At 65.2% G+C, this 21,049-nt stretch carries 13 protein-coding genes; 10 read left to right on the plus strand and 3 right to left on the minus strand.

What is annotated here, in order from left to right; genetic code table 11:
- Positions 1-4 precede the first annotated feature (4 nt).
- Complete coding sequence (gene aat, locus LY622_RS09275) at positions 5-748, minus strand: leucyl/phenylalanyl-tRNA--protein transferase (protein ID WP_234290628.1); 744 nt, start codon at positions 746-748, stop codon at positions 5-7.
- Between the two features lie 247 nt (positions 749-995).
- Here aat and LY622_RS09280 point away from each other — a divergent pair, with 247 nt between their 5' ends.
- Both LY622_RS09280 and lolA read left to right on the plus strand, forming a co-directional pair.
- Positions 996-4,076 (plus strand): DNA translocase FtsK, encoded by a 3,081-nt coding sequence (locus LY622_RS09280; RefSeq protein WP_234290796.1) that lies wholly within the window; start codon positions 996-998, stop codon positions 4,074-4,076.
- A gap of 123 nt (positions 4,077-4,199) precedes the next feature.
- The gene (gene lolA, locus LY622_RS09285; protein WP_234290629.1) at positions 4,200-4,829 is read left to right on the plus strand and encodes an outer membrane lipoprotein periplasmic chaperone LolA; all 630 of its coding nucleotides are present in this window, start codon (positions 4,200-4,202) and stop codon (positions 4,827-4,829) included.
- A 103-nt stretch (positions 4,830-4,932) separates the two neighbouring features.
- Here the strand turns inward: lolA and LY622_RS09290 are convergent, their stop codons facing one another.
- The gene (locus tag LY622_RS09290; RefSeq protein ID WP_234290630.1) at positions 4,933-6,270 is read right to left on the minus strand and encodes a replication-associated recombination protein A; all 1,338 of its coding nucleotides are present in this window, start codon (positions 6,268-6,270) and stop codon (positions 4,933-4,935) included.
- 232 nt (positions 6,271-6,502) lie between these two features.
- Here LY622_RS09290 and LY622_RS09295 point away from each other — a divergent pair, with 232 nt between their 5' ends.
- From LY622_RS09295 to LY622_RS09315, 5 genes are all read left to right on the plus strand, one after another.
- Positions 6,503-7,048, plus strand: coding sequence for a hemerythrin domain-containing protein (locus LY622_RS09295; protein WP_234290797.1), 546 nt, complete (start codon positions 6,503-6,505; stop codon positions 7,046-7,048).
- Between the two features lie 91 nt (positions 7,049-7,139).
- The gene (murI, locus tag LY622_RS09300) at positions 7,140-7,916 is read left to right on the plus strand and encodes a glutamate racemase (RefSeq protein ID WP_234290631.1); all 777 of its coding nucleotides are present in this window, start codon (positions 7,140-7,142) and stop codon (positions 7,914-7,916) included.
- A gap of 37 nt (positions 7,917-7,953) precedes the next feature.
- Positions 7,954-9,078, plus strand: coding sequence for a tRNA (uridine(54)-C5)-methyltransferase TrmA (gene trmA, locus LY622_RS09305; RefSeq protein ID WP_234290632.1), 1,125 nt, complete (start codon positions 7,954-7,956; stop codon positions 9,076-9,078).
- Positions 9,079-9,285: 207 nt separating this feature from the next.
- A complete protein-coding gene (locus LY622_RS09310; protein ID WP_234290633.1) occupies positions 9,286-14,127 on the plus strand; it encodes an NAD-glutamate dehydrogenase in 4,842 nt (1,613 codons plus the stop codon).
- A 159-nt stretch (positions 14,128-14,286) separates the two neighbouring features.
- Entirely contained in the window at positions 14,287-15,306 is a 1,020-nt protein-coding gene (locus tag LY622_RS09315) for a quinone-dependent dihydroorotate dehydrogenase (protein ID WP_234290634.1), read from the plus strand.
- A 116-nt stretch (positions 15,307-15,422) separates the two neighbouring features.
- On the opposite strand, the gene rmf is transcribed toward LY622_RS09315, so the two are convergent.
- Positions 15,423-15,629: a ribosome modulation factor gene (rmf, locus tag LY622_RS09320; RefSeq protein ID WP_043516906.1), complete on the minus strand. Its 207-nt coding sequence runs from the start codon at positions 15,627-15,629 to the stop codon at positions 15,423-15,425.
- A gap of 267 nt (positions 15,630-15,896) precedes the next feature.
- Between rmf and rlmKL the strand changes: the two genes are divergently transcribed.
- The 3 genes from rlmKL (at position 15,897) to LY622_RS09335 (ending at position 21,044) form a co-directional block, all read left to right on the plus strand.
- Positions 15,897-18,092 (plus strand): bifunctional 23S rRNA (guanine(2069)-N(7))-methyltransferase RlmK/23S rRNA (guanine(2445)-N(2))-methyltransferase RlmL, encoded by a 2,196-nt coding sequence (rlmKL, locus tag LY622_RS09325; protein ID WP_234290635.1) that lies wholly within the window; start codon positions 15,897-15,899, stop codon positions 18,090-18,092.
- Positions 18,089-18,436: a glutaredoxin family protein gene (locus tag LY622_RS09330; protein WP_234290636.1), complete on the plus strand. Its 348-nt coding sequence runs from the start codon at positions 18,089-18,091 to the stop codon at positions 18,434-18,436. Before rlmKL ends, LY622_RS09330 begins: the two co-directional genes overlap by 4 nt.
- A 109-nt stretch (positions 18,437-18,545) precedes the next feature.
- Positions 18,546-21,044 (plus strand): putative bifunctional diguanylate cyclase/phosphodiesterase, encoded by a 2,499-nt coding sequence (locus tag LY622_RS09335; protein ID WP_234290637.1) that lies wholly within the window; start codon positions 18,546-18,548, stop codon positions 21,042-21,044.
- The last annotated feature ends 5 nt before the right edge of the window (positions 21,045-21,049 follow it).

Consider the following 21,049-nt stretch of genomic DNA (forward strand, 5'->3'; position numbering starts at 1 on the left):
CCTCCTATTTGAAAGCGGATATGGTCTCGGCGCAGGGGTCGACCTCGGGCAGCGGCCAGTCGGGTAGCGGGTGGCTGCCGCTGGTCGAAATCGGTTTCGCCAGGCACTCTTCAAGATAGCCGATGAATTCGGCGCGGGCGATGTCGCGAGCCCCCAGGCTGGCTAAATGACGGGTATGCATCTGACAGTCGATCAGCCGGCCGTTGCCTTGCTGCATGGCGCGGACCAGGTGGACCAGCGCCACCTTGGAGGCATCCCGCGCCTGGGAGAACATCGATTCACCGAAGAAGACCGGGCCCAGGGCGACGCCGTAGAGCCCGCCGACCAGCCGCTCGCCTTGCCAGACCTCCACGGAACGGGCATAGCCCAGCCGGTGCAGGTCGATGTAGGCGCTACGCATTTCCCGGGTGATCCAGGTGCCGGGCTGGCCCGGCCTGGGGGCCGCACAGGCGTCGACCGTTGCGGCGAAGGCGCGGTTGAAGGTTACCCGGAAGTCGGCGTTGCGCAATCGCTTGGCCAGGCTGCGGCTGATGCGTAGTGCATCGGGAAAGAGCACCATGCGAGGGTCCGGGCTCCACCACAGGATGGGCTGATCGTCGCTGTACCAGGGAAAGATGCCGCGCCGGTAGGCCGTCAGCAGCCACTGGGGTGTGAGCGCACCGCCTGCTGCCAGCAGCCCATCCGGGTCACGCAGCGCCTGTGACACGGGGGGAAAGCTCACCGGTCGTTCGGGAAGCCAGGGCAGCATGGTGCGGCGCTCCTTGTCGTGAGGGTGTATCTAGTTTGAGGGCGGAGCGACTCTTCCTCAAGCAAAGCCCACGGCTACTGTGCCGGGGCCTGCTCTCCCGGTATGATGAACGGCTGAAACCGGCAATACGAATGCTTATGAAAGGCGCCGCCAGGTGCGGCGCGAGGGGGTTGGCGAGTTGAGTGCAAAGGAAAAGAGCGTGCCCCGGCGCGCGACGGCGGAGAATGCCCGGCAGACGGCACGGCGCATGAGACTCCACCTGCACGGCGCAGCCCGCGAAGGTGCGATCATCCTGCTCCTGGCGGGCTGCGTGTTCCTGCTGCTGGCGCTGTTCAGCTATGAGCCGGCAGACCCCGGCTGGTCCCATCGAGGGCCGGAAACCGACGTCGACAACTGGATGGGGCCCATCGGGGCCTGGCTGTCCGACGTGCTCTATTCACTGTTTGGGGCGAGTGCCCTCTGGTGGCCCGGCATGCTGGGGTTTGCCGGCTGGTGGCTGATCCGCTCGCGCAAGGTTCACATCGAGTGGGATGCCACGGGGGTGGCGGTGCGTCTGGGTGGACTGGTCCTGCTGCTGCTGGGGACGACCACCCTGGGCGCGCTGCACTTCTACAGCCCCGAGAGCAAGTTGCCCTACGCGTCCGGGGGAATCCTCGGCGAGGGGCTGGTGGGGGCCTTGATGCCGCTGGTCGATGCCGGTGGAACGGGGCTGCTTGCCCTGTCCGCGATGCTCTGCGGCTTTCCGCTGTTCACCGGCCTGTCATGGCTGACGGTGATGGACGAACTGGGGCATCGTGGGCTGCAGCTCTGGCGTTGGGCCGCCACGCCCTTCGGCCTGGTTCGGGAGCGCCAGGAGGCACGGCGTGCCGAGCGCGATGACGACGAGGTGTCGAACGACGAGGAACCGTTCGACGAGTCGGTAGCGGACGAGGGGGATAGGGTGTCGGCACAGGGCCGGCGTGGCTGGCGGCGGCTGCTGCCCTGGGGTGGCGGTGGGGTGGAGCCGGCCATCGGCAGTGCCGCATCCCGCGAGCCCAGCCTGTCATCCGGCTTCGGCGACGATGGCGAAACCGATATTCCGTGGGAGGTGCCCGAGCGGACGCCATCGGCGAAGCGACCTGAAGCCGCCTATACCGCTCGTGAAGCGGCGCATGCCCATGGCGCTGGCCCAGCATCGGTTTCCCCTCCGGAGCCCTCCCTGGGGGCCGTTTCGGCGGCTGCTGCGGGTTCCTATCCCCTGAGCGCCAGTCGTCATGACGAGCCGGCATCGGTTTCCATGCCGCTGCGGGCCACGGAGGGCAAGGCGCCGATGGCCGATGGTGACACCGCGCGCAACGATCAGCGGGATGCTCCTGTCGAGGCGACGACCTCCCTTGGCGACCCACAGAGACCCCAGCCGGAGCAGGAGAAGGCAGGTACGTCACGGCGTGAGCCGGGGCTCAGTGACTGGCAACTCGATGAACGGCAGGAGACGAAGGAGCCGCGTCTCAGCTGGGACAGCCTGGTCGATGATCAGGATGAGAGTGGCCCGGCCGTTCCCGAGCCAGAGACCAAGCCCGAACGGTCCGGGGGATATCCCGATCAGGCGGCCGGCCTGCGAGCCTGGCAGCAGGCGGCTGCGTCAAGAGAGGACGCCGCCCCTCCGGAGCCCCAGGCTGGCGAGCCTGACGATGTCGAGCCGATCAGGGAGCCGCAGGGCGAAGGGCGTGTCGCCACCGCTGAGCAGGCTCGTGCCGCGGCGGCCCAGCCCGAAGGCCCGACGCTATGGACGGTGGAGCATCTGCAGAGCCAGCGTCCTCAGTTCGACGAACTGGCGGAACCGGATGGCGAGCTGCCGAGCCTGCGCCTGTTGACGCCGGCGGAGCCGCACCAGCAGAACTACACCGAGCAGCAGCTGACCGACATGGCAGAGCTGCTCGAGACCCGGCTGCGCGAATACGGCGTCAAGGCCGAGGTCGTCAATACCTGGCCCGGACCGGTGATCACCCGCTTCGAGATCAAGCCGGCCGCCGGGGTCAAGGTATCCAAGATCAGTAACCTGGCCAAGGACCTGGCGCGCTCGCTGATGGTCAAGAGCGTGCGGGTCGTCGAGGTGATCCCCGGTAGGCCAACGGTGGGCATCGAGATCCCCAACCCTCATCGCGCCATGATCCGCCTGCGGGAGGTGATCGACTCCGATCGCTACCAGCAGGAAGCGTCGCCGCTGACCATGGCGCTGGGTCAGGACATCGGCGGCAGCCCCGTCGTGGCCAACCTGGGCAAGATGCCCCACCTGCTGGTGGCCGGCACCACCGGCTCGGGCAAGTCGGTGGGGGTCAACGCCATGCTGATCTCCATGCTGCTCAAGGCCACGCCCGAGGAGCTGCGGTTGATCATGGTCGACCCCAAGATGCTCGAACTCTCGGTCTACGACGGTATTCCGCACCTGCTGGCACCGGTGGTTACCGACATGAAGGAGGCCGCCAATTCGCTGCGCTGGTGTGTGGCCGAGATGGAGCGCCGCTACAAGCTGATGGCGGCCATGGGGGTGCGCAACATCGCCGGCTTCAATGGCAAGCTGGACGAGGCGGAGCGGGCGGGCGCCCAGGTGGCCGACCCGCTGTGGGACCCCCAGCCCTGGGAAATGCACGAGCCGCCCCCGGTACTGGAGAAGCTGCCCTACATCGTGGTGGTGATCGACGAATTTGCCGACATGTTCATGATCGTCGGCAAGAAGGTCGAGGAGCTGATCGCCCGTCTGGCCCAGAAGGCGCGGGCCGCCGGTATCCACCTGATACTCGCCACCCAGCGCCCCTCGGTGGACGTGGTCACCGGCCTGATCAAGGCCAACATACCCACCCGCATGGCCTTCCAGGTCTCCTCGCGGGTCGACTCCCGCACCATCCTCGACCAGGGCGGTGCCGAGAACCTGCTGGGCCACGGCGACATGCTCTACCTGCCGGCCGGCTCCGGCCTGCCGACCCGGGTTCATGGCGCCTTCGTCGACGATGACGAGGTGCATCGTATCGTCGAGGACTGGAAGCGCCGCGGCGAGCCCGTGTATATCGAGGAGATCCTCTCCGGCGGAGTCTCGGCGGAGGCGCTGACGGGGCTGGAGGCGGAAGGCAGCGAGGGCGGCGATGCCGAGCAGGACGCACTCTACGACGAGGCGGTGCAGTTCGTCACCGAGTCCCGGCGGGCCTCGATCTCCGCGGTGCAGCGCCGCTTCAAGATCGGCTACAACCGGGCCGCGCGGCTGGTGGAGGCGATGGAGTCGGCCGGCGTGGTCTCTTCCATGGGCACCAATGGCGCTCGCGAAGTGCTGGCACCGCCGCCGGTGGGGAATTGACGCCGGTTTCGTCCAAACATGCATCAAACGTGAAAGCGCCGGCGGCCATGCAACCCGCCGGCGTTCACCGGGTCCGATTGACAGGATTTCACATCACGGACCTTGTCCATGGAGATAGCGCTAATGACTGTAAAGAAGACCCTTGCCGCACTGACCATGATGCTCGCGATGCCGGTTACCGCCCTTGCCAGCCAAGGCGCGGCTCGCCTGGCCACGATGCTGGAGCCCCTGGAGACCTATCAGGCCAGCTTCGAGCAGCAGATTCTCGATGGCAGCGGCCAGCGCCTGCAGCAGGCGAGCGGCACCATGTGGCTGTCGCGCCCCGGCAAGTTCCGCTGGGAGGTGGACGCACCCTATCAGCAGGAAGTGATCTCCGACGGCAGCGAAGTCTATCTCTACGACCCGGACCTGGAGCAGGTCACCGTGCAGGCGCTGGACCAGCGGGTCACCCACACGCCGGCGCTGCTGCTCTCCGGCAGTGCCAGCGAACTGACCGAGAACTACGACGTCACGCGTCAGCAGCAGGGCAGCAATGAGTCCTTCCGGCTGGTGCCGAAGTCCCCCGACACCCTGTTCGAGGAGCTGGAGATGACCTTTCGCGGCGAAGAGTTGCGTGGGCTGGAAATGACCGACAGTACCGGCCAGCGCACCGCCATCGAGTTTCGTGACGTGCGCATGAACCAGTCCATCGACGACAGCCGCTTTACCTTCGAGATTCCCGACGGCACCGATGTGATTCGCGACACCCACTGATCGCCCGTCAGGAACCCATGATGCAACCGCGCCGCCCTCGAGGCGGCGCGGCTGTTTCTGGCGCATTTTTCTATCGCTTCTCTTCCGTCACCTGTCCGCGCGCTCACTCTCCGCTTTCATCGGCCTGGGCATCCAGAGCGGCACGCCAGGCCATCAGCTGGGCGTAGCGCTTCTCCTGGCCGTGATCGCTGGGCTGGTAGAACGGCTGGCGGGGCAGGTCGTCGGGCCAGCAGTCGTGGGCGCTGCCCGCCGGGTAGCCTTCCGGTTCGCCGTGGGCGTAGCGATACCCCTGGCCATGGCCCAGCGACTCCATCAGCTTGGTCGGGGCATTGCGCAGGTAGCCGGGCACCTCCAGGCTCGGCTGCGCGGCCACGAACGCCTTGGCACGATGCCATGCCTGGTCGATGGCGTTGCTCTTGGGGGCCACGGCGAGATGAATGGCGGCGTGGGCAATGGCACGCTGGCCTTCGTAATCCCCCAGGCGCAGGTAGGCGTCCCAGGCGGAGATGACCAGCGGCAGGGCGCGAGGGTCGGCGTTGCCCACGTCCTCCGAGGCGATGGCGGCGAGCCGGCGAACCACGTCCAGCGGGTCGCCGCCGCCCTGGATGAAGCGGGCGATGTAGAGCAGGGCGGCGTCCTGCCGCGAGGAGCGGATGGACTTGTGGATGGCCGAGAGCAGGTCGTAGTAGTAGTCGCCCTGCTTGTCGAAGGCGCTGGCCTGATGGCCCATCACCGCTTCCAGCGCCTCCCGTGGCAGGCGCTCATTATCACCATCGGCGACGGTGAAGTCGCAGGCGGTCTCGAGCAGGCCCAGGGCGCGCCGGGCATCGCCGGCGGCGGCCCGGGCCAGCATGGAGAGGGTCTCGTCATCCACGGCGATGCGGCGACTGCCCAGGCCGCGTTCGCTGTCGCCCAGGGCCTGGCGCATCACGGTGGTCAGTTCGGCTTCGTCGAGGGGCTTGAGCACGTGAACGCGGGCCCGGGAGAGCAGCGCCGAGTTGACCTCGAAGGAGGGGTTCTCGGTGGTGGCGCCGATCAGCGTCAGTAGGCCCGACTCCACGTGGGGCAGCAGGGCATCCTGCTGGCTCTTGTTGAGGCGGTGGATCTCGTCGAGGAACATCAGCGTGGGCTGCCCCTGTCCCCGTGCCACCTCTGCCCGGGACACCGACTCGCGGATATCCTTGACCCCGGCCATCACCGCCGAGAGCCTCTCAAGGCGGGAGCCGGATTCCGTGGCCAGTATGTCGGCCAGGGTGGTCTTGCCCACCCCCGGCGGGCCCCAGAGGATCATCGAGCGGACCGTGCCGGTCTCCACCATGCGGCGTAGCGGCTTGCCGGGCCCCACCAGAGCCTGCTGGCCCACGTAGTCCTCCAGGCGGCGGGGCCGCATGCGGTAGGCCAGTGGTGCCGCATCGTCCGAGGGCTGGCCGAACAGGTCCATGAAGCGCTCCTTGTGACTGTATGTTTCGTCAGTTGTTTCGGTGATTGAAGGATTATGCAATACGACCTTGGGTGGTGTGCGGTGTTAAGCCAAAGAGACTAGGGTGATATGGCACCATGCCCGATCGGGTCGCCAAGGAATAAGCGGCCCCGACACTGAACCTGCGTTCGTCCCGCGCATCCAACTCTTATTGCCCGCTTCATTCGATGGTAGAGGAGGCTTTGACATGCCCATGCTGACCCAACTGCGTCAGGATCATGCCAATATGGCGCGCATGTTGCACGTGCTTCAGCTCAAGCAGAAGGCCCTGGCGTCCGGCGAACGACCCAATTTTCAACTGGTTCGGGAGGTCGTCGATTATATACTCGACTACATGGAAGGATTCACGGTTCCGCTGGAGCGGGTCTGCACCGAGCGTCTCAGTGCCCTGGCCCCCGAGAGCGGCGCGCTGACCGAGCGTCTTTCCAGCGACTATCAGGCCCTGCGGCGGCGCCTGATGCGGCTCTCCAATGATCTCGACATGATCCTGATGGATGCCGTGGTGCCCATGGATCGCTTCGCGGAGGACCTGAAGGCCTACCTCGACGCACACCGGGCCTACCTGCGTGACGAGCGGGAGCTGCTCTTCCCGCTGATTCGTGAGCACTTCAACGACCAGGACCTGGAGCGCCTGGCGCAGGCACTGCCCGACGGCGCCGCCGCCCAGCTGGAGCGACTGCAGGCCGCCTACCCCGAGCTCTATGCCGAACTGCGGGAGGCGCCCGAGCCGGCAACCTGACAGCTTGGGCCGGATGGGAGCCTGTCCCGCTTGCTGCTAGAATAAGCGCCTCACAGCAGCCGAGCGACCCCCACATGTTGGCCTATTTCCCATGTCCGGCCCGATTCTGATCTTCGACTCCGGCGTCGGCGGCTTGTCGGTCATTGCACCGATGCGCCGCCGGCTGCCGGATGCCGCCCTGGCCTACGCCTGCGACAATGCCATGATGCCGTACGGTACGCGGCCAGATGACTGGCTGGTGACACGCATCCTGTCGGTCTGCAGTGCCGCGGTGGCGGCCAGTGGCTGTAGTGTGCTGGTGCTGGCCTGCAATACGGCCAGCACCCTGGCGCTCGATGCGCTGCGCGACCGGCTTGCGGTGCCTGTCGTGGGCACGGTGCCGGCCATCAAGCCCGCCGCAGCGTCGAGTCGCAGTCGACACATCGGCCTGCTCGCCACCAGTGCGACGGTGTCCCGACCCTATACCGATCGCTTGATCCGGGAGTTCGCCGCCGACTGCCGGGTCACCCGGGTGGCGGCCGATGCCCTGGTGGGCCAGGCGGAGCGGTTGCTGGCGGGCGAGACGCCGGATCGGCGCATCATCCGGGATGCCACGGCACCGCTTTGGGCAGCCGAGGATCTGGACACCGTGGTGCTCGGTTGCACGCACTTTCCCCTGCTCGGCGCCTATATTGCCGAGGCGGCACCCCGCGGGGTGCGCCTGATCGACTCCGGCGAGGCCATCGCACGCCGGACGGCCCAGGTCGTCGCCCGGCCTGCGTCTCGCGGCGAGTGTGACCGCAGCTTTGTCACTGCCCTGGATAGTCGCCTGAGCCGGGCCCTCGAGGCGTTTGGCTTCGATGCGCCGCAGCTGCTATCCCTCGATTGATACTTTCTTCCTTGCCACGCCCACGACAGGAGTTGCCGTGTCCCTTCCCGTTGTCGATCCCGCGCGCTATGACCAGCAGCTCGAGGCCAAGCGCGAGCGTATCGTTCGCCAGTTCGCCCCCTTCTCGCCGCCGCCGCTGGAGGTTCTGGCATCGCCACCGAGCCATTATCGCCAGCGCTGCGAGTTTCGCATCTGGCATGAAGGCGACGACCTGTTCTATGCGATGTTCGAAACGCAAGGGGCCGAGGGCGACCCCGAGGACCCCAGGAAGAAGCGCGTCGTTCGCCTGGATCAGTATCCGGTTGCCAGCCGGCAGATCAATGCGTTGATGCCCCGGCTGCGCGAGGCGCTGCTGGCCAGCCCCACGCTGCGGCATCGTTTGTTTCAGGTGGAGTTCCTGACCACGCTGACCGGCGAGGCGTTGGTGACCTTGATCTACCATCGACCGCTGGATGAGGCCTGGGAGAGCGAGGCGCAAGCGCTTCAGGATCAGTTGGGCATCTTCATCATCGGCCGTTCGCGCAAGCAGCGGCTGGTGCTCGAGCGTGACCATGTCTGGGAGCGACTGGACGTGGACGGGCGCTCCTTCGTCTACCAGCAGGTGGAAAACAGCTTCACCCAGCCCAACGCCGAGATCTGTCGCGCCATGCTGGCCTGGGCCCGTGAGGTGACTCGCGGGAGCCAGGATCACGACCTGGTCGAACTCTATTGCGGCAACGGCAACTTCACCGTTGCGCTGGCGGAGAACTTTCGCCGCGTGCTGGCCACCGAAATTTCGCGCACCTCGGTGGCCAGCGCCCGGGAAAACCTGGCGGCCAATGGCATCGACAATGCGGTGATCGGGCGGATGTCGGCGGAGGAGTTTGCCGAGGCGCTCAAGGGGGAGAAGGGCGGGCGCCGGGTGGCGGAGATGGGGCTGGAGACATACGACTTCGCCACGGTCCTGGTGGACCCTCCCCGGGCAGGCCTCGACGACGCGAGCTGCCGGCAACTGAGCGAGTATCCCCGTATCGTCTATATTTCATGCAGCCCCGATACATTGGCGCGGAATCTGGAAACGCTATGCCGCACGCACAGGGTCACCCGTTTTGCGCTGTTCGACCAGTTTCCCTGGACCCATCACTGCGAATGCGGCGTATTGCTGGAACGACACGCCACCTGAATCGGCCTGTGAATTTCCTTTCTCTCGGGAAAGTCAAGTGGCAGATCGTCATATGGCGATGCCCAAGCGACATGCACCATGAGAAGGCTGGCAAGTCAGTAGGGTACGCGCCGGGGCTGCAGTAAGCTTGGCACCACGAGGCCAGTTGGCCGCGGTGAATCTACCCCAGGGCCGTATCGCTACGGCTCCAGGCAGCCGAGGTGAGGGATGCAATACGAGACGATCGAGACAGGCAGACAGGATATTCTCAAGCAGCTGCGTGAGCGCCTGGATAGCCGTCTGGAGAAGGAGCGGGCCGACGAGGTGGAAGCCTTTGCCCGCTATTTCTATGCCACGGTGCCGCTGGAGGACCTGGCCGACCGCCGGCTGGACGATCTCTACGGTGCGACCCTGTCGGTCTGGCACTTCATCCAGCAGCACGACCCGACGTCACCCAAGGTGCGGGTCTTCAATCCCGACTTCGAGGAGCACGGCTGGCAGTCGTCACACACCTTCATTGCGGTCCTGCACGAGGACATGCCGTTTTTGGTCGACTCGGTGCGGATCGAGCTCAACCGTCGCGGCCTCACCGTACATGCGATCCATAACGCCGTGCTGGCGGTGGAGCGGGACGCCGAGCACAATCTGAGGCGGGTCTGCTCCCCACGGGAAGAACAGGCCCCGGAACACCGCGAGTCCTTGATCGCCATCGAGATCGACCGTCATTCGGCCCCCGCCTTGCTGGCCGATATCGAGCGGGCCCTTCACGAGGTCCTGGGCGACGTGCGTATCGCCGTGGGTGACTACGAGGCGATGTGCGACCGGGCGCGGGAGGCCATTTCAGAGCTTCGCAACGGCTGCCCCGAGGAGGTCGATCCGGACGATCACGAGGAGGCCGTGGCGTTCCTCGAGTGGCTGGTCCGCGACAACTTCACCTTCCTGGGCTACGACGAGTACACCATCGAGTCCGGCGCCGACGGGGATCGCCTGGCCAGGGTCTCCGGCAGTGAATTGGGCGTGTTTCGTCTCGACCTGCCGCGCTACCAGGAGCGCATTCGTACCGAGCTGGGCGTCGAAGGCAATCGCTTCGTGCTGGTGCCCCAACTGCTGTCGTTCGCCAAGAGCGCGCATCATGCCCGTGTGCATCGGCCGACCTACCCGGATTATATCTCCGTCGATCGCTATGACGACCAGGGTCGTGTCATCGGCGAGCATCGCTTCCTGGGGCTATTCACCTCCAGCGTCTACAACGAATCGCCCCGCAACATTCCGCTGCTGCGGCGCAAGCTCAAGGCGGTGATGGAGATCGCCGGCTTCAACCCCAAGGGCCACAACGGCAAGCAGCTGCTGCAGATCCTCGAAGTCTATCCGCGTGACGACCTGTTCCAGATCGATACCCAGGAGCTGGCCAGGACGGCGCTGGGCATCCTCGATATACGTGAACGTCGTCGGGTTCGCATCTTCGTGCGTACCGACCATTCCGGACGCTTCCACTCCTGCCTGGTCTTCGTGCCGCGGGACGTGTTCTCTACGGACCTGCGCCTGCGTATCCAGCAGATGCTCTGCGAGGAACTCGACGCCACCTTCGGGGATTTCAACACCTATCTCTCCGAGTCGGTGCTGGCCCGGATCCAGTTCATCCTGCGTTTCAACACCGACGTGCCCCGGGAAGTCAACCTCAAGCGCCTCGAGGCCAAGATAGCTCAGCTGGCCCGTAGCTGGCGCGATGAGCTGCAGGAAGCGATGATCGAGGGCTTCGGCGAGGAACAGGCCAATGAGCTGATGGATCGTTTCCGCGATGCCTTCCCCGCCGGCTACCGTGAAGACTTCGGTTCCCGAACGGCCGTCTTCGACCTGCAACACCTGGCCGAGCTGGATGAGGGCGAGCCCCTGGCGCTATCGCTCTATCGCCTGGTCGAGGAGGAGGGAAGCGGGGTCAACCTCAAGCTGTTCCAGCGCGACCGCCCGATCCCGCTCTCCGACGTGCTGCCTGTCATGGAGAACTTGGGGCTGCGAGTCATCGGCGAGCGCCCTTATGAGATCAACACGCCGGACGTTCGTTACCTGCTGCATGACTTCGACCTCGAGCATCACACCAGCACCGAGGTCAGCCTGCAGCAGATGCGCGAGCCCTTCATCGAGGCGTTTCGGCGGATCTGGGCCGGCGAGGCGGAGAACGACTCGTTCAATCGCCTGATCATCGTCGCCAACCTGGATTGGCGCGAAGTGGCGATGCTGCGTACCTATGCACGCTACCTCAAGCAGATCCGCTTCGGCATGTCCCAGGACTACATCGCGGCGACCCTGGCCAACCATCCGGAGATCACCCGAGAGCTGGTCAGGCTCTTCGCGCTGCGCTTCGACCCGGTTCACCGCCCCGACGAGGAGGAGGTGAATGCGTGCATCGAGCGTATCGTCCGCCATCTCGACGGCGTGGCCAGCCTCAACGACGACCAGCTGCTGCGGCGCTATATGGAGCTGATCCAGGCAACGCTGCGGACCAATTACTATCAGCGCAATGACATGGGACGCGCGAAGGACTATATCGCCTACAAGCTCGAACCCCGCCGTATCACCGGGATACCCAAGCCGTGCCCTGCCTATGAAATATTCGTCTGCTCGCCCCGGGTGGAAGGGGTGCATCTGCGTGGCGGCAAGGTGGCCCGTGGTGGCCTGCGCTGGTCCGACCGGCATGAGGACTACCGCACCGAGGTGCTGGGGCTGGTGAAGGCCCAGCAGGTCAAGAATGCCGTGATCGTCCCGGTGGGGGCCAAGGGGGGCTTCGTCTGCAAGCGCATGCCCGAGGGTGCCGATCGCGACACCATCCAGCAGGAGGGCATCGCCTGCTACAAGACCTTCATCCGCGCCCTGCTCGATATCACCGACAACCGGGTGGGCAGCGAGGTGGTGCCGCCCAGGGACGTGGTGCGCCACGACGACGACGACGCCTACCTGGTGGTGGCGGCCGACAAGGGCACCGCCACCTTCTCCGATATCGCCAACGAGATCTCCGCCGATTACGGCCACTGGCTGGGTGATGCCTTCGCCTCCGGCGGTGCCAACGGCTACGACCACAAGAAGATGGGCATTACCGCCCGTGGCGCCTGGGAGTCGGTGAAGCGCCATTTCCGCAGCCTGGGGCTGGATACCCAGCGCGAGGAGTTCAGCGTGCTTGGTATCGGTGACATGGCCGGCGACGTCTTCGGCAACGGCATGCTGCTGTCCGACAAGATCCGCCTGGTGGGTGCGTTCAACCACCTGCATATCTTCGTCGACCCCAATCCGGATGCCGCGGCCACCTTCGCCGAGCGTCAGCGACTCTTCGCCATGCCGCGCTCGAGCTGGGAGGATTTCGATGCCGGCCTGATTTCCGAAGGCGGCGGGATCTTCAAGCGCAGCGCCAAGTCAATCGCGATAACGCCACAGATGAAGGAGGTCTTCGGCATCACCGAGGACCGGCTCTCGCCCAACGACCTGCTTCGCGCCATGCTGCGGTCGCCGGTCGACCTGCTGTGGAACGGCGGGATCGGCACCTACGTGAAGGCCAGTGACGAGACCGATGCCGAGGTCGGCGACAAGGCCAACGATTCGCTGCGCATCAACGGTCGGGAGCTGAGGTGTCGCGTGGTGGGTGAGGGGGGCAACCTGGGCCTGACCCAGCGCGGGCGCATGGAAGCCGCCGAAAATGGCGTGAAGGTATTCACGGACTTCATCGACAATGCCGGCGGGGTGAACTGCTCGGATCATGAGGTCAACATCAAGATCCTCATCGACGAGGTGGTCAAGCGTGGCGACATGACCGACAAGCAGCGTAACCAGCTGCTCGCCGACATGACCGAGGAGGTCGCCGACCTGGTGATTCTCGACAACTATCGCCAGACCCAGGCGATCTACCTGTCGCAGATGCTGTCTCAGTATGGTATCGCGCCCTATCGTCGCTTCATCAGCGAGCTGGAAGCCCAGGGGCTCCTGGATCGGGAACTGGAGTTCCTGCCGGTCGACGAGACGATCCAGGAGCGTGCCACTACCGAGCAGGGCATGACGCTGCCGGAGCTCTCGGTATTGATCTCCTACTCGAAGAGCGTGCTCAAGGGCGCCGTGCTCGCCTCCGACGTGCCCGACGACCCCTATATCCAGCAGTATCTGGAGCGGATCTTCCCGCCGGTCCTGGTCGAGCGCTTCCGGGACGAGATGTACGATCACCGCTTGAAGCGCGAGATCGTCACGACCCAGGTGGCCAACGACCTGGTCGATCACATGGGCATCGTCTTCGTGCGTCGCCTGATCGACTCCACCGGGGCTAGCCGTGCCGATGTCACCCGTGCCTATATCGTCGCCAGGGACAGCTTTCAGTTGGCCGACACCTGGGAGCAGATCGAGGCCCTGGACAACCAGGTGCCGAGCGACATCCAGTACGCCATGATGCTCGACCTGATGCGGCTGATCCGGCGCAGCACCCGCTGGTTCCTGCGCCAGCGGCTGGGGCTCTCCACCCGGGATGCCATCGAGTACTTTGCGCCCCGGGTGGCACAGCTTCAGGAAAGCATTGGCGAGCTGCTCCGCGGTGAAGAGCATGAGCGCTGGGAACTCAAGCGCAACGAACTGATCGAGGCGGGTGTGCCGGAAGGCCTGGCCTGCACCGTGGCGGCGGCGGGAAGCCTGTACGGGGCACTGGGCGTCATACAGGCGGCACGTCAGAGCGATGAGAAGCCGCAGCGTGTCGCCGAGGTCTTCTATGAGATCGGCAGCCGGCTGGAGCTTCCGTGGATGATTCAGCAGGTGACCAACCTCGAGGTGGGTGACAGCTGGCAGGCCCAGGCCCGCGAGACCTTCCGCGACGATATCGACCGCCAGCAGCTGGCACTGACGGTCAGCGTGCTGAAAACGGAGGATGGCCGCGAGCCGGAGGATAGGGTCGACAACTGGCTGCAGATGCACAGCTCCCTGCATGAGCGCTGGTGTCGTTTGATCGCCGAAGTGCGCAGCGGCGCCAGCCAGGCCAGCTTCCCGCTGTTTGCCGTGGCGGTCCGCGAGCTGGTCGACCTGGCGGAGAGCAACGGCGAGAGCTGACCGGCCCGGTCGCTCAGGCCGTCTCACCATCAAGGCTGCCTCGTCATCAAGGCAACGAACCCCGCTACGGCGGGGTTCGTCGTCATGGGCGGGCAGCACTGCTATAATCGCGCCCGCCTGTTGTCCTTGACCTGTCGTCCTAGACCCCTGGAGATGCCCATGTATGCGCTTGCCCGTTCGATCCTGTTTCGACTCGATGCCGAAACCGCACACGGGTACGCACTCTCGGCACTGGACCTGGCGCATCGCCTGAAGCTGGCCGCACGGCTGGGTGGGGCGCGGGTCGACGATCCGGTGGAGCTGATGGGGCTGCGGTTTCCCAACCGGGTCGGGCTGGCGGCGGGGCTGGACAAGAACGCCGACCACCTCGATGCCCTGGGCGCGCTGGGGTTCGGCTTCGTCGAGGTGGGGACCGTGACGCCGCGGCCCCAGGAGGGCAACCCGAAGCCTCGCCTGTTTCGCCTGCCGGAGCAGGAGGCGATCATCAATCGCATGGGCTTCAACAATGCCGGGATCGATCACCTGGTGGCCCAGGTGAAGAAGAGCCGCTTCGATGGCGTCATCGGCATCAATATCGGCAAGAACCTGACCACCCCGGTGGAGCAGGCGGTGGATGACTACCTGGTCTGCCTGGAAAAGGCCCATGCCCACGCCCACTACGTGACCGTCAATATCTCGTCGCCCAATACGCCGGGGCTGCGCAACCTTCAGTTCGGGGAGCACCTGGATGCCTTGCTGGGCACCCTGCGCGAAGCCGGAAGCCGGCTGGATCAGCAGGCGGGGCGCCGGGTACCCCTGGCGGTCAAGATCGCGCCGGACATGACGCCCGAGGAAGTGGGGCTGGTCGCCGCCAGTATTTCGGCCAATGGCATCGATGCGGTGATCGCCACCAACACCACCGTGTCGAGGGAAGCCGTCGCCGGGCTGGCGCATGCCGACGAGCAGGGCGGGCTGTCGGGGCGTCCCGTGTTCGAGCCCTCCAACACCGTCATTCGCGAGCTGCGGCGCCACCTGCCCGAGATGCCCATCGTCGGCGTGGGGGGAATCGACAGCGGTGAGGCGGCCTTGGCCAAGGTGGCGTCCGGTGCCGATCTGGTCCAACTCTATTCGGGCTTCATCTATCGCGGCCCGGCCCTGGTCGGGGAGTGTGCCGAGGCGCTCAAGGCGGCGCGGGGCTGAGAAAAGACGAGAGGGAAGGGGTGGAGATACAAGAAAGCCCGTGAAGCGACTCACGGGCTTGTGTCGTCACCGCCTCGGATGGGCGGCAAGGGACGGTTGATTGGGTGGGAAATGCGTTACAACACCATGGGGTTCTTGTGAATGCCGGAGACGCCGGTCATACCGGCCCACTGATCCCCACGGCCTTCACGCCAACCACTCATCCAGTATTCACGTATATTGACATCCTGACTGGGACAGTCGTCGCGGGAGCGCCCGGAAATGCCTGCCTTGTAGCCATGGAGGTAGGCGCGCTGGAAGCGATCACGTTTCTGTCTTTTCATCGGATGACCTCTCGTAAAGGTACCAATTTGGGGCGCACGACATGTACGACCCGACGTTCCACCGCCCGCATAACCGTGTAAAACGGCAGAGCGAATGGGTGCAAGTCCAAACAGGACTCGCCAAGAGAACGCATGCATCCTTACAGTAGCTACTAAGACTAGTCTTAGCGCATTTCGGGTGTCATTGTCGACCTATCTTTCGTCAAAAGCCGGACTCAATTTTGTAACAAAAGGAACATGCCCGACCCGAGGGGCGGGAACGACACCATGAGCGAGTCACTCCAAACCGAACCCCATGCCTTCCTGGCCACTTGCCCCAAGGGGCTCGAAGAGCTGCTGGCCGACGAGCTCCGTGCCCTGGGCGCCGAGCCGATCAAGACCACCGTGGCCGGCGTCCACTTCCAGGGCGACCTGGCAGCCGCCTATCGTGCCTGCCTCTGGTCGCGCTTGGCCAATCGCATCGTGCTCTGCCTGGTGCGCGAGGAGGGCATCGAGAGCCCCGATTCGTTGCGCCAGGCGGTCACCACCGTGGACTGGGCCCGCCACCTGCGAGCCGGTGCCTCGCTGGCGGTGGATTTCCATGGCCGCTCGGAGCAGATCCGCCATACCCGCTTCGGTGCCCAGACCGTCAAGGACGGTGTGGTCGATGCCCTGCAGACGGCGGGAAGGCCGCGGCCCGATGTCGACTTGAAGGACCCGGACCTTCGCCTCTATGCCAACCTTCATCGCGGCCGACTGACGCTTGGCGTGGATCTCTCCGGAGAGAGCCTGCATCGCCGTGGCTACCGTCGTGACGTCGGCCATGCGCCGCTGAAGGAAAACCTCGCCGCTGCCCTGCTGCTGCGGGCCGGATGGCAGGAGCGCCTGCGTGCCGGTGAACACCTGGTGGACCCCCTCTGCGGTGCCGGCACCCTGCTGATCGAAGCGGCGCTGATGGCCGCCGACATGGCCCCCAACCTGAGTCGGGTACGCTTCGGCTTTCACGGCTGGGCACAGCACGACGAGGCGCTGTGGGCAGAGCTCAGGCGCGAGGCGGAAGCGCGCGCCAGCATCGGCCGCAAGCGCTGCCGCAACCGCTTGTTCGGCTTCGACCAGAGCCCACCGGCGCTGGCCGCGGCCAAGGCCAATGCCATGCGAGCCGGCATTCCGGCCCTTGTCACGTTCAAGGGCGCCTCGCTGGAACAGCTCCAGCGCCCCGACGAGCTCGATGAGGCGGCGCAGGGGCTGGTGATCGCCAACCCTCCCTATGGGGAGCGCCTGGGGGAATTACCCGAGCTGGTGGCGCTCTATGCCGAACTGGGCGAGGGGGTGCGCCGCGCCTTCCCCGGCTGGCGCCTGGCCGTCTTCACCGGCAACCCCGATCTTGGCCATCGCATCGGGCTGCGGGCCGACAAGCAGTACTCGCTGAAGAACGGGCCGCTCGATGCCAAGCTGCTGTTGATGAACGTGACGCCGGCTGCCGGCACGGATAGTCCGGTGAAAGCGGAAGGGCCGGTGCGCAGCGAAGGAGCGCAGATGTTCGCCAACCGCCTGGAGAAGAACCGCAAGCGGTTGAAGAAGTGGCTCAAGCAGTCCGGCGAGACCTGTTACCGGCTCTATGACGCCGACATGCCGGAGTATGCCCTGGCCATCGATGTCTATGACGACCGGGTCCACGTACAGGAGTATGCGCCGCCCCGTTCGGTGAATGCCGACCAGGCCCAGAAGCGTCTCTTCGATGCCCTGCAGGTGATTCCCGAGGTGCTGGGCATCGACTCGAGCCGGGTGGTGATCAAGCGCCGCGAGAAGCAGAGTGGCAAGGAGCAGTATCGCAAGCAGGCCAGCACCGGGGAGCGTTTCCAGGTGCGCGAGGGGCGTGCCCGGCTGTGGGTCAATCTGCGTGACTATCTCGATACCGGCCTGTTCCTCGACCACCGTCCGGTGCGGCGCATGCTGGCCGAGATGGCGCCCGGCACGCGCTTTCTCAACCTGTTCTGCTATACCGCCGTGGCCACGGTTCAGGCGGCCCTGGGCACCGAGGAGGCGGGTGGCGCATCGGACAGCATCAGCGTCGACCTCTCCAATACCTACCTGGAGTGGGCGCGGGACAACTTTGCCTTGAACGGACTCGATCCGGCGCGGCACCGGGTGGTACGCGACGACTGCCTGCGCTGGCTGGAGACCGCCAGGGCGCAGTTCGACCTGATCTTCCTCGACCCGCCCACCTTCTCCAACTCCAAGAAGATGGACGGTACCCTGGACGTGCAGCGCGACCATGGTCGGTTGTTGGAGCTGGCCATGGCGCGCCTGGCCCCTGGCGGAACCCTGGTGTTCTCTAACAATCAGCGCCGCTTCCAGCTAGATCCGGAGCTGGCCGAGCGCTATGCGGTACAGGAAATTTCGGCCAAGACGTTCGATCCGGATTTTCAACGGCGCCCCGACCTGCATCACTGCTTCCTGATTCGCCACCGGGAGGGCGCATGATTCGACTGAGGCTCTACACCACCCTGGGCTGCCATCTCTGCGAGCGGCAGGAGTCCCTGCTGACCTTGCTGCTGCAGGGTGAATACCACCTCGAGAAGGTCGAGATCAGCGAAGATGATGCCCTCATCGAACGCTACGGGGTGCGCATACCGGTACTGGCGGACGAGGCGGGCAAGGAGCTCGACCGCGGCTTCGAGCCGCCGCGCCTGGCGGCGTGGCTGGCCGAGCGTCACTGGTTGAATGAGGCCGCCTGGCAGCGGCTGAATGCGGGCGAGCTCGAGCCACAGGAGGCAGAGCGGAAACCGCCGGCCCCGCGCCCCGGGGGGCGGCGCTACCTCCTCTGAGTCGGATACGTTGACCCAACGTAAGCCAGTGGGCTGCTGCGCGGTGGTATGACATCCGCGTTTTAGCAACAATCGTGAAGCATGGCTTCGAAAGCTCAGGGGGGTGAAAATGGATGCACCGCAACGAAGGCGGTGGCAGCACATCGCTCTGGGTGGCCTTCTGCTGGCGCTGGCTGGCGCAGCGCAGGGGGCTGGTAATTCAGGCAGCACCGTCTTTCAGCAGGCGCAGCAACGCGTACCGAGTGGGGAAACCCACGTCCTCACCCGCTTTTTCTACAGCGAGGCCCGAGACCGGCAGTTTGACTTCACCCAGACCGTTTTCGAGTTTCCTGCCCCCATCTTCGTCGCCACGCAGCGCGCCGACATTGCCCGCGCCGGTGGCACGCTCGACCGCTTGCACGAGAAGTGGGTGAGAGCCGAGCTGCCGAGCAGGGCCTTTGCCTGGCAGGCGTACTGGCCTTATGCGGCGGGCCTGGCACTGCTGGTTGCCATGGTCGTGGCCTGGAACGTCAGGCTTCGCCAGCTGGTATCGCGCAAGACAGCGGAGCTGGAGCTGGCCGCCAGCGTGTTTCGGCATGCGCGGGAGGGCATCGTCATTACCGATGCCAAGGGCGATATCATCGAAGTCAACGAGGCCTTCATGCGTATCACCGGTTACCGACGCGATGAGGTCGTGGGCAAGAACCCGCGTCTCCTGCAGTCGGGCCATCAGGAAGAGGGCTTCTATCGAGCGCTGTGGAAGGAGCTGCTGGAGAAGGGCGCCTGGGAAGGCGAGCTCTGGAACCGGCGCAAGAACGGCGAAGACTACCCCGAACTGCTTACCATTTCGAAGGTCTGCGACAAGCAGGGGCAGACGTCTCACTTCGTGGCCGTGTTCACCGATATCAGCCGCCAGAAGGAGCATGAGCGCCAGCTCCAGAGCATGGCGTTCTTCGACGGCCTGACCGGACTGCCGAACCGAATCCTGCTGGCCGACAGGCTGCGCCAGGCCATGCTGGCGGCGCGGCGCAGCAGCTGCAAGGTGTCATTGGCGTACATCGACCTGGATGGCTTCAAGGAGATCAACGACCGGCTCGGTCACGACGTTGGCGACCGGGTGCTGGTGACCATTGCCGAACGCCTGACGTCGGCCCTCCGTGAGGCCGATACGGTGGCCCGCCTGGGGGGGGACGAGTTCATCATCGTATTGCCGGAGCAGAGCGATGTGGCCACCGTGATTGGCCTCATCGCTCGGCTGTTGCGCCGTATCGCGGAGCCAATCGAGATCGAAGAGACCTTGCTGCACGTCTCGGGCAGCATCGGCGTGGTCCATTTTTCTCCCGACGATGAAATCGAGCCCGAGCAGCTGATCCGCCAGGCGGACCAGGCCATGTATCAGGCCAAGCAGGCGGGCAAGAACCGCTTTCACATCTTCGATGCCGAACACGACCGCGCGGTGCGCGGACATCATGAAAGTGTCGAACGCATGCGCCAGGCCCTGGCCGATGACGAGTTCGTGCTGTACTACCAACCCAAGGTCAACATGTGCACCGGCGAGGTCGTCGGTGTCGAAGCGCTGATTCGCTGGCAGCATCCGGAGCGCGGGCTCCTGGCTCCAGCCTCTTTCCTGCCGGCCATCCAGCAGCATCCCCTTGCCATTGACCTGGGTGAATGGGTGCTGGCCGAGGCGCTGGGTCAGTTCGATGCTTGGGCCGACGCGGGCATCAGGCTGCCGGTCAGCGTCAATATCGACGCCATTCACCTCCAGCAGGGCGACTTCGTCGAACGCCTGCGTGCCGAAGTCGAGCGTCATCCCAGCCTGAGGCCCGGCGATCTCGAACTGGAGGTGCTCGAAACGAATGCGTTGGAAGATATTGCCCATGTGGCAAGCGTAATGAAGGCATGTCGAACGTTTGGCGTCGAATTCGCGCTGGACGACTTCGGCACCGGCTATTCCTCGCTGACGTATCTACGACATTTCCCCGCCAGCGTGCTGAAGATCGACCGCAGTTTCGTACGCGACATGCTCGATGATCCCGAGGATCTGACGATTCTCGAGGGTGTGCTTGGGCTGGCCGTCGCCTTCCGCCGGGGCATCATTGCCGAAGGCGTGGAGACGTTGCTGCACGGACGCATGCTGCTGGCAATGGGCTATCAACTGGGCCAGGGCTACGCCATTGCCCGGCCCATGCCCGCGAAGGCGATTCCGGGCTGGCTCGAGTCGTGGCACCCCGACCCGGCCTGGCGCCATCGTCAGCGTGCCCGGCCGGAAGAGCTGCAGGCCATTTATGCCATGGTCGATCATCGCGCCTGTGCTGCCGGGCTGCTGCACTACCTGAAGGGTGAGCGCGCGGCCCCGCCGGCGATCAGTAGCAGGAAAAGCCGCCTGAAGCAGTGGTTGTCCGCGCTCGATGAGTCGCCGGTCAGAGGGGGCGAACATACGGCACGAATCGCCGCCCTCTACGCCGCCTATGATCGCCTCGCCGAGGAGGCGCTGGAACTCAAGGAGCATCAGGACAACGAGCAAGTAAAGGAACACGCCCGGGAGATGGAGGGAGTGAGCGAGGAGTTGCTGGAGCTGCTGCAGTACTGGATCGATGCCAGCGAGGTTGTTCGCCAGGACCTGTAGTTCAC

Source organism: Halomonas alkalisoli, assembly GCF_021412585.1.
GTDB lineage: Bacteria > Pseudomonadota > Gammaproteobacteria > Pseudomonadales > Halomonadaceae > Halomonas > Halomonas alkalisoli.

What these genes read in the sequence shown, in the direction of transcription:
- LY622_RS09280 (WP_234290796.1), top strand. Translation starts at nt 996, where the DNA reads ATGAGACTCCACCTGCACGGCGCAGCCCGCGAAGGTGCGATCATCCTG.
- LY622_RS09335 (WP_234290637.1), top strand. Translation starts at nt 18,546, where the DNA reads ATGGATGCACCGCAACGAAGGCGGTGGCAGCACATCGCTCTGGGTGGC.
- LY622_RS09330 (WP_234290636.1), top strand. Translation starts at nt 18,089, where the DNA reads ATGATTCGACTGAGGCTCTACACCACCCTGGGCTGCCATCTCTGCGAG.
- lolA (WP_234290629.1), top strand. Translation starts at nt 4,200, where the DNA reads ATGACTGTAAAGAAGACCCTTGCCGCACTGACCATGATGCTCGCGATG.
- rmf (WP_043516906.1), bottom strand. Translation starts at nt 15,629, where the DNA reads ATGAAAAGACAGAAACGTGATCGCTTCCAGCGCGCCTACCTCCATGGC.
- rlmKL (WP_234290635.1), top strand. Translation starts at nt 15,897, where the DNA reads ATGAGCGAGTCACTCCAAACCGAACCCCATGCCTTCCTGGCCACTTGC.
- murI (WP_234290631.1), top strand. Translation starts at nt 7,140, where the DNA reads ATGTCCGGCCCGATTCTGATCTTCGACTCCGGCGTCGGCGGCTTGTCG.
- LY622_RS09290 (WP_234290630.1), bottom strand. Translation starts at nt 6,270, where the DNA reads ATGGACCTGTTCGGCCAGCCCTCGGACGATGCGGCACCACTGGCCTAC.
- LY622_RS09295 (WP_234290797.1), top strand. Translation starts at nt 6,503, where the DNA reads ATGCTGACCCAACTGCGTCAGGATCATGCCAATATGGCGCGCATGTTG.
- LY622_RS09315 (WP_234290634.1), top strand. Translation starts at nt 14,287, where the DNA reads ATGTATGCGCTTGCCCGTTCGATCCTGTTTCGACTCGATGCCGAAACC.
- LY622_RS09310 (WP_234290633.1), top strand. Translation starts at nt 9,286, where the DNA reads ATGCAATACGAGACGATCGAGACAGGCAGACAGGATATTCTCAAGCAG.
- aat (WP_234290628.1), bottom strand. Translation starts at nt 748, where the DNA reads ATGCTGCCCTGGCTTCCCGAACGACCGGTGAGCTTTCCCCCCGTGTCA.